The 12,542-nt window shown below is 62.4% G+C and carries 13 protein-coding genes; 9 read left to right on the top strand and 4 right to left on the bottom strand.

Annotated features, from left to right (window positions below; translation table 11 throughout):
* Window positions 1-132: 132 nt before the first annotated feature.
* Together malX and HWW83_RS06625 are read left to right on the top strand one after the other, a co-directional pair.
* A complete protein-coding gene (gene malX / locus HWW83_RS06630; RefSeq protein WP_176589141.1) occupies window positions 133-1,752 on the top strand; it encodes a maltose/glucose-specific PTS transporter subunit IIBC in 1,620 nt (539 codons plus the stop codon).
* On the top strand, window positions 1,745-2,926 hold the full coding sequence (locus HWW83_RS06625; RefSeq protein ID WP_103101423.1) for a MalY/PatB family protein: 1,182 nt from the start codon (window positions 1,745-1,747) through the stop codon (window positions 2,924-2,926). The genes malX and HWW83_RS06625 overlap by 8 nt, the downstream gene beginning before the upstream one ends.
* A 32-nt stretch (window positions 2,927-2,958) precedes the next feature.
* On the opposite strand, the gene HWW83_RS06620 is transcribed toward HWW83_RS06625, so the two are convergent.
* Both HWW83_RS06620 and HWW83_RS06615 read right to left on the bottom strand, forming a co-directional pair.
* Window positions 2,959-3,327, bottom strand: a complete 369-nt coding sequence (locus HWW83_RS06620) for an NUDIX hydrolase (protein WP_176589140.1) — start codon at window positions 3,325-3,327, stop codon at window positions 2,959-2,961.
* A complete protein-coding gene (locus HWW83_RS06615; RefSeq protein WP_176589139.1) occupies window positions 3,324-3,920 on the bottom strand; it encodes an NUDIX domain-containing protein in 597 nt (198 codons plus the stop codon). The genes HWW83_RS06620 and HWW83_RS06615 overlap by 4 nt, the downstream gene beginning before the upstream one ends.
* Window positions 3,921-4,016: 96 nt before the next feature.
* Here HWW83_RS06615 and HWW83_RS06610 point away from each other — a divergent pair, with 96 nt between their 5' ends.
* The 3 genes from HWW83_RS06610 (at window position 4,017) to HWW83_RS06600 (ending at window position 6,569) form a co-directional block, all read left to right on the top strand.
* Window positions 4,017-4,772, top strand: a complete 756-nt coding sequence (locus HWW83_RS06610) for a DeoR/GlpR family DNA-binding transcription regulator (RefSeq protein ID WP_042784408.1) — start codon at window positions 4,017-4,019, stop codon at window positions 4,770-4,772.
* Between the two features lie 135 nt (window positions 4,773-4,907).
* A complete protein-coding gene (gene add, locus HWW83_RS06605) occupies window positions 4,908-5,906 on the top strand; it encodes an adenosine deaminase (RefSeq protein WP_016927887.1) in 999 nt (332 codons plus the stop codon).
* 117 nt (window positions 5,907-6,023) lie between these two features.
* Window positions 6,024-6,569: an AAA family ATPase gene (locus HWW83_RS06600; protein ID WP_046686979.1), complete on the top strand. Its 546-nt coding sequence runs from the start codon at window positions 6,024-6,026 to the stop codon at window positions 6,567-6,569.
* Window positions 6,570-6,580: 11 nt separating this feature from the next.
* On the opposite strand, the gene HWW83_RS06595 is transcribed toward HWW83_RS06600, so the two are convergent.
* Window positions 6,581-7,585: a bile acid:sodium symporter family protein gene (locus HWW83_RS06595; RefSeq protein ID WP_033640474.1), complete on the bottom strand. Its 1,005-nt coding sequence runs from the start codon at window positions 7,583-7,585 to the stop codon at window positions 6,581-6,583.
* Between the two features lie 73 nt (window positions 7,586-7,658).
* The gene (locus tag HWW83_RS06590; protein WP_033642953.1) at window positions 7,659-8,699 is read right to left on the bottom strand and encodes an oxidoreductase; all 1,041 of its coding nucleotides are present in this window, start codon (window positions 8,697-8,699) and stop codon (window positions 7,659-7,661) included.
* Window positions 8,700-8,934: 235 nt separating this feature from the next.
* On the opposite strand from HWW83_RS06590, the gene HWW83_RS06585 reads away from it, so the two are divergent.
* The 4 genes from HWW83_RS06585 to rsxC all read left to right on the top strand — a co-directional run.
* Entirely contained in the window at window positions 8,935-9,375 is a 441-nt protein-coding gene (locus HWW83_RS06585; RefSeq protein WP_004938446.1) for a DUF2569 domain-containing protein, read from the top strand.
* Window positions 9,376-9,510: 135 nt separating this feature from the next.
* Window positions 9,511-10,092, top strand: coding sequence for an electron transport complex subunit RsxA (gene rsxA, locus HWW83_RS06580; protein ID WP_004938443.1), 582 nt, complete (start codon window positions 9,511-9,513; stop codon window positions 10,090-10,092).
* Entirely contained in the window at window positions 10,092-10,664 is a 573-nt protein-coding gene (gene rsxB / locus HWW83_RS06575; protein WP_004938428.1) for an electron transport complex subunit RsxB, read from the top strand. Before rsxA ends, rsxB begins: the two co-directional genes overlap by 1 nt.
* The coding region (gene rsxC / locus HWW83_RS06570; protein ID WP_176589138.1) for an electron transport complex subunit RsxC at window positions 10,657-12,542 on the top strand (1,886 nt) is incomplete at its 3' end. The genes rsxB and rsxC, both read left to right, overlap by 8 nt.

Genomic DNA, 12,542 nt, shown 5'->3' with positions numbered 1-12,542 from the left:
CGCATTGTCGCCAAAAGCCGGGCGACAGATTTGTGATTGGCGGCGCATTTTTGCTAGGTAAAACGTTTTATCTTCTTTTTACCTAATCAGAAGTCCCCTTTTTGCTCGTCTTTTCGCCAGGAGAAGTCGGTTATGTCAGCAGCCAATAAACCCAAAATCACCCTCTGGGAGTTCTTCCAGAGCCTGGGCAAAACATTCATGTTGCCCGTCGCCTTGCTCTCTTTCTGCGGCATCATGCTGGGGATCGGCAGCTCGCTGAGCAGCCGCGACGTGATCACCCTGATGCCGTTTATCGGCCATCCGATCTTCCAGCTGATCTTCACCTGGATGAGCAAGATAGGCTCCTTCGCCTTCAGCTTCCTGCCGGTGATGTTCGCCATCGCCATTCCGCTGGGCATGGCGCGCGACAACAAGGGCGTCGCCGCCTTCTCCGGCTTCGTCGGCTTCGCCGTGCTGAATCTGGCCACCAACTTCTACCTGACCGCCGCCGGCGTGCTGCCGACCAGCGATCCGCTGGTGCTGAAGGCCAACAACATCCAAAACATTCTCGGCATTCAGTCGATCGACACCGGCATCCTCGGCGCAGTGATCGTCGGCATCATCGTGTATCTGCTGCATGAACGTTTCCACACCATCCGGCTGCCGGATGCGCTGGCCTTCTTCGGCGGCACCCGTTTCGTGCCGATTGTCACCACCGTGACGCTGGGCCTGTGCGGCCTGCTCATCCCCCTGATCTGGCCATGGTTCGCCGCCGGCATCAACGGCCTGGGGCGCATGATCAATGGCGCCGGCATTTTCGGGCCGATGATTTTCGGCACCGGCGAACGCCTGCTGTTGCCGTTCGGACTGCATCACATACTGGTGGCGCTGATCCGCTTTACCGAGGCGGGCGGCACGATGGAGGTGTGCGGCCACAGCGTCAGCGGCGCCCTGACCATCTTCCAGGCGCAGCTCTCCTGCCCGACCACCACCGGTTTCGCCGAAAGCGCCACCCGCTTCCTGTCGCAGGGTAAAATGCCGGCGTTCCTCGGCGGCCTGCCGGGCGCGGCGCTGGCGATGTACCACTGCGCCAAACCGGAGAACCGCCATAAAATCAAGGGGCTGTTGATTTCCGGCGTGGTGGCCTGCGTCGTCGGTGGCACCACCGAGCCGATCGAGTTTCTGTTTCTGTTCGTCGCGCCGTTCCTTTATCTGATCCATGCGCTGCTCACCGGGCTGGGCTTTACCGTCATGGCGCTGCTGGGCGTGACCATCGGCAACACTGACGGCAACATTATCGACTTCGTGGTGTTCGGCATTCTGCACGGCACCGCCACCAAGTGGTATCTGGTGCCGGTGGTGGCCGCCATCTGGTTCGTCGGCTATTACGCCATTTTCCGCTTCGCCATCCGGCGCTTTAACATCAAAACGCCGGGCCGTGAGAGCGACGGCGCCGTCACCCCAAACGCGCCGAGCGGCGCGGCGGGCAAATCCGGCTACAATGTGCCGGCGATTTTGGCGGCGCTCGGCGGCCCGGACAACATCATTACGCTGGACAACTGCATCACCCGCCTGCGCCTGTCAGTCAACGACATGAGCCAGGTGGACGACGCGGCGCTGAAGGCCAACCGCGCCATCGGCGTAGTGCATCTCAACGATCATAATCTGCAGGTAGTGATCGGCCCGCAGGTGCAATCGGTGAAGGATGAATTAGACTCACTGATAGCCACGGCGCGCCCTGCCGCGGCGCTGCAGGGAGCCACCCATGTTTGATTTCTCTACCCCGATCGACCGCCACGGCACCTGGTGCACCCAGTGGGATTACATCGCCGATCGCTTCGGCAGCGCCGACCTGCTGCCGTTCACCATCTCCGATATGGATTTCGCCACCGCACCGTGCATTCTCGAGGCGCTGCAACAGCGCCTGCAGCACGGCGTGCTGGGCTACAGCCGTTGGCAGCATGAGGATTTTCTCGGCGCGCTGCGCCACTGGTATCAACAACGTTTCAACACCGCTATCGACACCACAACGGCGGTGTACGGCCCTTCCGTTATCTACATGGCGGCGCAGCTGATCCGCCAATGGTCCGTGCCGGGCGACTACGTGGTGACCCATACCCCGGCCTACGACGCCTTCTATAAGGTAATCCTCGCCAACCAGCGCCAGCTGCTGGCCTGCCCGCTGCACAAGGCCGCAGATGATTGGCGCTGCGACATGGCGCACCTCGAAGCGCTGCTGGCGCGGCCGCAGACCAAGATCCTGCTACTGTGCAGCCCGCATAATCCCACTGGCAAAGTGTGGCGCCGCGAAGAGCTGCAGCAGATGGCCGAACTGTGCGAACGCCACGACGTGCGCGTGATCAGCGATGAAATCCACATGGACATGGTCTGGGGCGCACACCGCCATACGCCCTGGAGCCAGGTGGCGACCGGCCCCTGGGCCTTACTGACCTCCGGCTCCAAGAGTTTTAACATTCCGGCGTTAACCGGCGCCTACGGCTTTATCAGCGACGACGCCAGCCGCGAAGCCTATTTCCAGCAGCTCAAATCCCGCGACGGCCTCTCCTCGCCGGCGGTGCTGGCGGTGGCGGCGCACGTAGCCGCCTATCGGCGCGGTGAACCCTGGCTGGACGCCCTGCGCGACTATCTGCAGGATAACCTGACCTACGTCGCCGAACGGCTGGCGGAGGCGTTTCCCGCGCTGGGCTGGCGCCCGCCGCAGGCCACCTATCTGGCCTGGATCGATCTGCGGCCGCTGGCCGTGGACGATCGGGCGCTGCAGCAGGTGCTTATCGAGCGTGAAAAGGTGGCGATCATGCCGGGCTTTACCTACGGCGAAGAAGGCCGCGGGTTCCTGCGCCTCAACGTCGGCTGCCCGCGCAGCAAGCTGGAAGCCGGCATGGACAAACTGCTCGCCGGGTTGAAGTTTGTGCTGGACGAGAAATAACGCGAGGGGGCGAGCCTCTGCCCGCCCCTCGGTTACGCCTGAACAGACGGAATTTCCTCCAGATGACGATAGGCCGTCAATCCCCATTCGTTAGCCAACCGCACGTCGTTATCGGCCCCCGCAGACGCCCCTTCGATGCGATACACCGCCTGACACTGCGCAATCAGTCGGTGAGCCACCGGGTAAAGAAACGCCTCGCTGACCGCATCGCCAACCTGAGTGGAACCGGCCGCGGCCGCCAAAGGTAGCGCCAGCCATTCGCCGATCACCGGCACGTGCCCCCGTTGGTAGACCGCCAGCGCTGCCTGTTCGAGGCGCGCCAGATTGGCGGCGATACGCTGCGGATCGCCATCGGTGCCGCTGCGATAAGGGCCGGCGATCAAGATTTGTTGGGCTTTCATCGTTGTTCCTCCAACGTCCGATTCAAGGCGACAAACTGCAGCAGCATGATGGTTTTGGCGTCAACGATCGTACCCTGACGAACCGCCTGCAGGGCCTGCGCCAGCGGCAGCTCGATCACCTCCAGATCTTCCCCCTCCGCCGCCAGCCCGCCGCCCTCGTTGAGGCGATCGCTCGCATGATATTCACCGACGAAAAAGTGCAGCTTTTCGGTGACCGAACCAGGGCTCATGTACGCCTCAAACACTTTCTCCACGTTCTGCACGAAGTAGCCGGTTTCCTCTTCAACTTCGGCGCGGATGCGCGCCTCCGGCGACGCGTCGTCCAACAGCCCGGCTGCGGCCTCAATCAGCATGCCGTCATGACCGTTGACGAACACCGGAAAGCGGAACTGGCGCGTCAGGATCACCGTTTGCGCCTTCCGGTTGAACAGTAAAATGGTGGCGCCGTCGCCGCGATCGTAAGTCTCACGGCTCTGCCTTTGCCAGACGCCGTCGCGCCGCAGAAAATCAAAGGTGGTTTTTTTCAGCAGGTACCAGTCATCGGACAACACCCGGGTTTCGACAATACGAACCCTGTCTTTGGTGGCTATCATCGGTTTACTCCGCCAGAGGAAGGAAATTGATACTATCGTGCAGTTTCGTGTATGATCAAGATATTTCGTGCATAGCAAATTTGAGAGGAAATGGCCATGTTGACCAGCCAGCGCAAGAAGATCATTTTGGAAAAACTGGCCCAGGAGGGTCAGGTCTTGGCCAAACAGCTCAGCGAGATGTTCGGGCTGTCGGAAGATACGGTCCGGCGCGATCTGCGCGAACTGGACGCCGAGGGGTTGCTGCAACGGGTGCATGGCGGCGCCCTGCCGGTTTCTTCCGCCATCGCCAGCTTCGCCGAACGCAATCAATTGGAATCCGGCGCCAAACGCGCGATCGCCAAAGCGGCGGCGGCGCTGATCGCCCCCGGCCAGGTGGTGATCATCGACGGCGGCACCACCTCCGCAGAGCTGGTCAGGCAACTGCCGGCCAACCTCAACGCCACCATCGTCACCCACAGCCCCAGCGTCGCCGTGGGCCTGGTCGATCACCCCACCGTCGAGGTGATCCTGATCGGCGGCCGACTGTATAAGCATTCGATCGTCAGCGTCGGCGCCGCCGCCGTAGAAGCGATGTCGCATATCCGCGCCGATATTTATTTCATGGGCGTGACCGGCGTGCACCCCACCGCAGGGCTGAGCACCGGCGATCTGGAAGAAGCCTACATCAAGCGCGCGCTGGCGGCCCGTGCGGCGGAAACCGTGGTGCTGGCTTCCGCCGCCAAGCTTAATGCCGCCTCGCAGTATGCGATCGGCGATATTACGCTGGCGCACACCATCATCGTTGAGCGGGCTACCGATGACGCGCTGATCGCGCCGTTGCAGCAGGCGGGGGTCAGCGTGTTGAAAGCCTGATTCATGACGATAATGCGATATATCGCGCATTATTTGTGACTTGCATCACTTTTTTATGCAACGCGATGGCAAGTTTCATCCATTTGTTTTTATACTGTTCTGCACTTTACCTACGATAATTAGCGAGTGCCCAGCATGATCGATCCCCGCCTACCGCTTACCGATATTCACCGCCATCTCGACGGCAACATCCGCGCGCAGACCATTCTCGACCTCGGCCGCCAGTTCAACCTCGCCCTGCCGGCCAACGATTTGGAGAGCCTGCGCCCGCACGTGCAGATCACCCATGCCGAACCGGATCTGGTCAGCTTCCTGCAGAAACTGGACTGGGGCGTGGCGGTGCTGGGCGATCTGGACGCCTGCCGCCGGGTGGCATACGAAAACGTCGAGGACGCCGCCAACGCCGGCCTGCACTATGCCGAGCTGCGTTTCTCCCCTTACTACATGGCGATGAAGCATCAACTGCCGGTCGCCGGCGTGGTGGAAGCGGTGATCGACGGGATCCGTTCGGGCTGCCGCGATCGTGATATCGACATTCGCCTGATCGGCATCATGAGCCGCACCTTCGGCGAGGCCGCCTGTCTGCAGGAACTGGAAGGATTGCTGGCGCACCGCGACGGCATTACCGCGCTGGATTTGGCGGGCGATGAGCTGGGCTTCCCAGGCAGCCTGTTCCTCAGCCACTTCAACCGCGCCCGCGACGCCGGCCTGCGCATCACCGTGCACGCGGGCGAAGCCGCCGGCCCGGAAAGCATCTGGCAGGCGATCCGCGAGCTGGGCGCCGAACGTATCGGCCACGGGGTGAAAGCGGTCGAAGACCCGGCGCTGATGGACTTCCTGGCGGAACACGGCATCGGCATCGAATCCTGCCTGACCTCCAACATACAAACCAGCACCGTGCCGTCGCTGGCGCAGCATCCGCTGGCCACCTTCCTGCGCCACGGCGTGCTGGCGTCGATCAACACCGACGATCCGGCGGTTCAGGGCATCGAGATCGAGCATGAATACCGCGTCGCCGCGCCGCAGGCCGGGCTGACACCGGAAGAAATCCGCACCGCGCAGGAAAACGGCCTGAAGCTGGCTTTCCTCAGCGAGCAGGAAAAACAGGCGCTGCGCGCCAAAGTTCAGGGCTAAATCCCCCCAGGCGCCAAACGGCGCCTTCTTCTCATCCCTCTCCCCGCCGTCTTCTTCCGACTGCTCGTCTTTATCGCTGTGTTACCCCATGACTCTGCCGCAAGAGAGGAATTTCGCATGTCTGACAAAACACGCCGCATCGTGCTGACCGGCGGCCCGGGTTCGGGTAAAAGCACGCTCATCGACGTTCTTCATCGCCGCGGCTTTCCGCACTCGCAGGAAGCCGGCCGGGCGATTATTCAGGATCAGGTGAGTATCGGCGGCCATGCGCTGCCGTGGGGCGATCGCCAGGCCTTCGCCGAGCGGATGCTCGATTGGGAACTGCGCTCATGGCGCGAAGCAACGGGGGAAACATGCTGGTTCTTCGATCGCGGGCTGCCGGATATCGCCGGGTATCTCACGCTGTGCGGGCTGCCGATCCCCGCGCATTTGACAGCGGCGATCGGCACCTTCCGCTATGCCGAAAGGGTGTTCATCGCCCCGCCGTGGCAAGCGATCTACGCGCAGGACAGCGAAAGAAAGCAATCTTTCGCCGAAGCCGAGCTGACCTACCGGGCGATGGTGGCCGTCTATCGCCGCTATGGCTATCAGCTGCAAGAACTGCCGCGCGCCTCACCGGACGAGCGCGCCGACTTTCTGCTCGACGCGCTGGGCCGCCGTTAGCGGTCTGCGGCCTATTTGGCCGCCAGCGCCTCCGCCTCGGCCCGCTGTTTGGCGGTTTTACGCGCATAGCGCTGCGCCAGCACCGCGCACACCATCAGTTGCACCTGGTGGAAAATCATCAGCGGCAGCACCATCGCGCCCACCGCCGCGGCCGGGAACAGCACGTTGGCCATCGGGATGCCGTTCGCCAGGCTCTTTTTCGAGCCGCAGAAGACGATGGTGATTTCATCGGCGGTGTTAAAGCCCAGCCAGCGCGCCGCGTAGGTGTTGATCACCAGCACCACCGTCAGCAGCACCAGCGACATCACCAGGATGGTCAGCAGCGACCAGCCGTCGATGCGATGCCAAATCCCTTCCACCACCGCCGCACTGAACGCGGTATACACCACCAGCAGGATCGACGAACGGTCGGTCAGGTTGATCAATTTGCGATGGCGATCGATCCACTTGCCGATCAATGGCCGCGCCAGGTGGCCGATCACGAACGGCACCATCAATTGCAAAATGATTGAACCGATGGCGTGCAGCACGTCGGTATTACCGCCCTGAGTATGCATCAACGCCCCCACCAGCAGCGGCGACAGGAACACGCCGAGAATGCTCGACGCCGAGGCGCTGCAGATCGCCGCCGCCACGTTGCCGCCCGCCGCCGACGTAAAGGCGATGGCCGACTGCACCGTGGCCGGTAGCGCACACAGATAGAGGAAGCCGAGATAGACTGTCGGCGTCATGATGCCCGGCACCAACAGGTTCATCGCCAGCCCGAGCAGCGGGAACAGCGCAAAGGTGCTGAGGAACACCAGCAGATGCAGCTTCCAGTGACTCATGCCGGCGATGATCGCCTCGCGCGACAGCTTGGCGCCGTGCATAAAGAACAGCAGCGCGATGGCGGCGGTGGTCAGGTGTTCAAAGAAGGTTTTCCAGATGCCTTCGCAGGGGAACAGCGAGGCGACGATCACCACCAAAATCAGAACCAGCAAAAATTTATCAATGCGCAAACGCTGCAACCAGGACATGAAACGGATTTCCTTGCACGTAGAGTCGTAAAAAGGCCCGACGTTGCGCCGGGCCACAGAAAAGTGGGCGGGATCAGACCACCGGCAGCGCCTGCTGCAGCCGGGCCGATTCCAGCCCCAGTTCGATCAATGCCATCACCGCGATGGCGTCGGCGGCCGGCACCGGATTTTCGCCTATGCCGGCAATCGCGTCGCGCACCGCCGCGTAATAAGCCGGGTAGTTGCCGGGAATATTGAGCAGCGGCTGTTCCGCCAGCAGGTCGCCGCGTGACAGCGTCACCACACCCTCGCGCATGTCATAGCCCCAGTCGGCCTGCGGCAAGCGTTCGCCGGCCTTCAGCCGGTCTTCCTGCGGATCCAGGCCGTATTTGACATAGCTGCCGCGGGTGCCGTGCACCACATAGCGCGGGCTCTCCGCCGCCGCCAGCATGCTGGCGTGCAGCACCACACGGCGATCGCCATAGCTCAGCAGCGCGTGGAAATAGTCCACCGCCTGCGCCCCCGGCCGCAGCTCACCCAGATCGACAAACAGCCGCTCGGGTTTGCCGAAGAGTTGCAGCGCCTGATCGAGCAGATGCGGCCCCAAATCGAACCAGATGCCGCTGCCGACGCCGCCCTGTTCGCGCCAGCGCTGACGCACCTGTGGCCGGTAACGATCGAAGTGCGACTCGAAGTACACCACCTCGCCCAGCGAACCGTCGTTCAGCAGCGCTTTGAGGGTCAGGAAATCGCTGTCCCAGCGACGGTTGTGGAACACCGACAACAGCAAACCGCTCTGCTGCGCCTGTTGCTGCAGCGCCTGAGCTTGTGACAATGTCACGGTAAACGGTTTGTCCACGACCACGTGCTTGCCGGCGGCCAGCGCCTGTTGCGCCAGCGGGAAATGGGTATCGTTGGGGGTAGGAATCACGATCAGATCGAGGGCCGGATCGGCGAACAGCGCCTGCGCATCGCCCACCACCGTCATCGACGGCCAGTCCGCGCGCACTTTGCCGGCATCGCTGCTGGAAACGGCGGCCAGCTCCAGCCCGGGCGTACCGGCGATCAGCGGCGCATGAAAGGTTTTGCTGGCGTAGCCGTAACCGACCAGCCCGACACGAATTTTCTCAGCCATGGGATTTCCTCTTGCAGGCTCACGACAGACCCTTTCGATTTGACACCATGCGGACGGCTGGAACAAGAAGTAAATGAGATGTTAATTCGAAGCGGGGTCGGCACGGCGCCGGAGTAGCCAAACGTGCGGCCCGAGCCCGCGACGCCGAGCTATCCGGTTGATAGGGATGACGAAGCCTATATTACCCGCTAAGCTATGCCGCCTGTGATCCCCGATTCAATCAGGAAGCCGTTTTATGTCTCAAGCTGAATACTCTCGTATCGGCGGTTGGTTGCTGGCCCCGCTGGCCTATCTGATCGTCACCCTGCTCAGCGCCAGCCTGATGCTGCTCCTGTACGCCATGGCGATCTTCATGCCCGAGTCGCGCGACTATCTGTTGACCAACGCCCAGGCGTTTACCCTGCAATGGTACTTTTCGGTGCTGACCACGCTCTTGATGTGGGGCTTCACCCTGTGGCTGGTGTTTCTGTTTTGCCAGCGGTCGCAGCGCTTCCCTAAACTGTTCCTGTTATGGCTGCTGATCACGGTGATCCTGGCGGTGAAAGCCTTCGCCTTCGCGCCGGTGCCGGATGAAGTGGCGGTGCGCAGCCTCGGCTGGCCGCTGCTGATGGCGGCGCTGCTGGTGCCTTACATCAAGCGTTCGCAGCGGGTCAAAGGGACCTTTACCGAACGTTAAAGGCGATTGCAGCACGTTTTATTGGGTGATTTGTGTAAATTTTCACCAAAAAAGGCAATACCCCTGCGATTCATATGTTGTCGTCCGGCCGCCGATTCCCGATAATAGGCGGCTTTTATTTTTTTAGGCATCGCAATGACCGAATACCTGCTCCTGTTTGTCGGCACCGTACTGGTGAACAACTTCGTTCTGGTGAAGTTTCTTGGCCTGTGCCCGTTCCTCGGCGTTTCCAAGAAGCTGGAAAGCGCCATCGGCATGGGAATGGCCACCACCTTCGTCATGACGCTGGCCTCCGTCAGCGCCTGGGTGATCAACACCTTTATTCTGGTTCCGCTGGATCTGGTGTATCTGCGCACGCTCTCCTTCATTCTGGTGATCGCCGTGGTGGTGCAGTTCACCGAGATGGTGGTGCGCAAGACCAGCCCGGCGCTCTATCGCCTGCTGGGCATCTTCCTGCCGCTGATCACCACCAACTGCGCGGTGCTGGGCGTGGCGTTGCTTAACGTCAACCTCGGTTATAACTTCCTGCAGTCCGCCGTTTACGGTTTCAGCGCCGCCGCCGGTTTCTCGCTGGTGATGGTGCTGTTCGCCGCCATTCGCGAACGTCTGGCGGTGGCCGACGTGCCGGCGCCGTTCCGCGGCTCCTCGATCGCACTGATCACCGCCGGGCTGATGTCGCTGGCCTTTATGGGCTTTACCGGGCTGGTGAAATTCTAATGACTGCGTTGTGGATAGCTATCGCGGCTTTGAGCGCGCTCGGGCTGCTGTTCGGACTGGTGCTGGGCTACGCCGCGCGCCGTTTTGAGGTGGAAGAGGATCCGGTCGCCGAGCAGGTCGACGCGATCTTGCCACAGAGCCAGTGCGGCCAGTGCGGCTACCCCGGCTGTCGCCCCTATGCCGAGGCGGTGGCCAACGGCGAGATGATCAATAAATGCGCGCCGGGCGGCGAACAGGTGATGCTGAAACTGGCGGAGCTGCTCAACGTGGAGCCGCAGCCGCTGGGCAGCGAAGCCGCCGCCGAGCCGGAGCGTAAAGTGGCCTATATCGACGAGGCCAACTGCATCGGCTGCACCAAGTGCATTCAGGCTTGCCCGGTTGACGCCATCGTCGGCGCCACCCGCGCCATGCATACCGTCATTACCGACCTCTGTACCGGCTGCGATCTGTGCGTCGCCCCTTGCCCTACCGACTGTATTGAAATGAGACCGGTCGCCACCACCACCGCCAACTGGAAGTGGGACATGAAGACGATCCCGGTGCAAGTGATCCACGTGGAGCAACATGCTTAATCTGTTCGCCGCCTTTAAAAAAGACCGGATCTGGGATTTCGACGGCGGGATCCATCCACCGGAAATGAAGACTCAGTCGAGCGGCGCGCCGCTGCGTGTCGCCCCTCTGCCCAAGACCTTTATCATTCCGCTGCAGCAGCATCTGGGACCGGAAGGCGAACTGTGCGTCAACGCCGGCGATCGGGTGTTGAAAGGCCAGCCGCTGACCGTCGGCCGCGGGCGCACCGTGCCGGTGCACGCCCCGACCTCGGGCACCGTTAGCGCCATCACGCCGCACATCACCGCTCACCCTTCCGGGCTGTCGGAGCTGTGCGTGATTATCGAGGCAGACGGCGAAGACCGCTGGTGCGAGCGCGAGCCGGTGGCGGATTACCGCCAATCGCCCGCCGCGGAGCTGATTCAACGTATTCATCAGGCCGGCATCGCCGGTCTGGGCGGCGCCGGTTTCCCGACCGCCAGTAAACTGCAAGGCGGCATGAGCGGCGTGGAAACGCTGATCCTCAACGCCGCCGAGTGCGAGCCTTACATCACCGCCGACGATCGCCTGATGCAGGAACATGCCGATCAGATCGTTGAAGGCACGCAGATCCTGCAACACATTCTGCAGCCCAAGGTCACGCTGATCGGCATTGAAGACAACAAGCCAAAGGCGATCGCGGCGCTGAAACAGGCGTTGCGCGGCCAGACCGGCATTGCCCTGCGCGTCATCCCCACCAAATACCCGTCCGGCGGCGCCAAGCAACTGACCAAGATTTTGACCGGCAAGGAAGTGCCGCACGGCAAGCACTCCTCCGCTATCGGCGTGCTGATGCAAAACGTCGGCACCGCCTTCGCCATCAAGCGGGCGATCGTCGACGGCGAACCGTTGATTGAGCGCGTGGTGACCCTGACCGGCGAGGCGGTCGAGCGCCCTGGCAACCTGTGGGCGCGCATCGGCACGCCGGTGCAGCACCTGCTTGACTTCGTCGGTTTCCGTCCGCAGGCGCAGCAGATGGTGGTGATGGGCGGCCCGCTGATGGGCTTTACCCTGCCCGCGCTGAACGTGCCGATCGTCAAGATCAGCAACTGCATTCTGGCGCCGACGGTGGATGAAATGACGCCGCAGGAACCCGAGCAATCCTGCATCCGCTGCGGCCTGTGCGTGGACGCTTGCCCTGCCGGGCTGTTGCCGCAACAGCTGTACTGGTTCAGCCGCGGGCAGGAGCACGACAAGGCGCGCAACCACAACCTGTTCGATTGCATCGAATGCGGCGCCTGCGCGTTCGTCTGCCCCAGCAACATTCCGCTGGTGCAGTACTACCGGCAGGAAAAGGCCGAAATCAAGGCTATCGATTTGGAAGCGGCGCGCACCGCCGAGGCCAAGGCGCGTTACGAGGCCAAGCTGGCGCGTCTGGAGCGCGAGAAACTGGCGCGCGAAGAGCGGCACAAAAAGGCCGCCGTCAAACTGACCGACGACGATCAGGGGGCGGTACAGGCCGCACTGGCGCGCGTACGCAGCAAGAATGCCGAAGCGGCGGTTACGCCGGTCGACGGCCAGCAGCCAGACAACAAAGAGATGATCGCCGCCCGCGAAGCGCGTAAAGCGCAGGCGCGTGAACGGCGCGCCCAGTTGGCGGCCGAAGCGGAACAAGCCTCGCCGGCAACCTCAGGCGACGACGCGCGTAAGGCCGCCGTGGCCGCGGCGCTGGCCCGCGTGAAGGCGCGCAAAGAGGCACCGGCCGCAGACATCACCGCCCCTGCCGCGACAGAGGACGATCCGCGTAAAGCGGCAGTCGCCGCCGCCCTGGCTCGCGTGAAGGCCAAGAAAACGGCGCAGCAGGCGGACGCTCCTGCCGAGACAGAACCGGCTCCGGCCACCGCCGAAGAAGATCCGCGCAA

This window comes from Serratia ureilytica (assembly GCF_013375155.1).
Classification (GTDB): Bacteria; Pseudomonadota; Gammaproteobacteria; order Enterobacterales; family Enterobacteriaceae; genus Serratia; species Serratia ureilytica.
This window is presented reverse-complemented; position numbering and strand designations above follow the sequence as displayed.

Excerpts from the sequence above, each read along its gene's own strand:
- malX (WP_176589141.1), top strand. The coding sequence starts at position 133 with ATGTCAGCAGCCAATAAACCCAAAATCACCCTCTGGGAGTTCTTCCAG.
- HWW83_RS06625 (WP_103101423.1), top strand. The coding sequence starts at position 1,745 with ATGTTTGATTTCTCTACCCCGATCGACCGCCACGGCACCTGGTGCACC.
- HWW83_RS06620 (WP_176589140.1), bottom strand. The coding sequence starts at position 3,327 with ATGAAAGCCCAACAAATCTTGATCGCCGGCCCTTATCGCAGCGGCACC.
- HWW83_RS06615 (WP_176589139.1), bottom strand. The coding sequence starts at position 3,920 with ATGATAGCCACCAAAGACAGGGTTCGTATTGTCGAAACCCGGGTGTTG.
- HWW83_RS06610 (WP_042784408.1), top strand. The coding sequence starts at position 4,017 with ATGTTGACCAGCCAGCGCAAGAAGATCATTTTGGAAAAACTGGCCCAG.
- add (WP_016927887.1), top strand. The coding sequence starts at position 4,908 with ATGATCGATCCCCGCCTACCGCTTACCGATATTCACCGCCATCTCGAC.
- HWW83_RS06600 (WP_046686979.1), top strand. The coding sequence starts at position 6,024 with ATGTCTGACAAAACACGCCGCATCGTGCTGACCGGCGGCCCGGGTTCG.
- HWW83_RS06595 (WP_033640474.1), bottom strand. The coding sequence starts at position 7,585 with ATGTCCTGGTTGCAGCGTTTGCGCATTGATAAATTTTTGCTGGTTCTG.
- HWW83_RS06590 (WP_033642953.1), bottom strand. The coding sequence starts at position 8,699 with ATGGCTGAGAAAATTCGTGTCGGGCTGGTCGGTTACGGCTACGCCAGC.
- HWW83_RS06585 (WP_004938446.1), top strand. The coding sequence starts at position 8,935 with ATGTCTCAAGCTGAATACTCTCGTATCGGCGGTTGGTTGCTGGCCCCG.
- rsxA (WP_004938443.1), top strand. The coding sequence starts at position 9,511 with ATGACCGAATACCTGCTCCTGTTTGTCGGCACCGTACTGGTGAACAAC.
- rsxB (WP_004938428.1), top strand. The coding sequence starts at position 10,092 with ATGACTGCGTTGTGGATAGCTATCGCGGCTTTGAGCGCGCTCGGGCTG.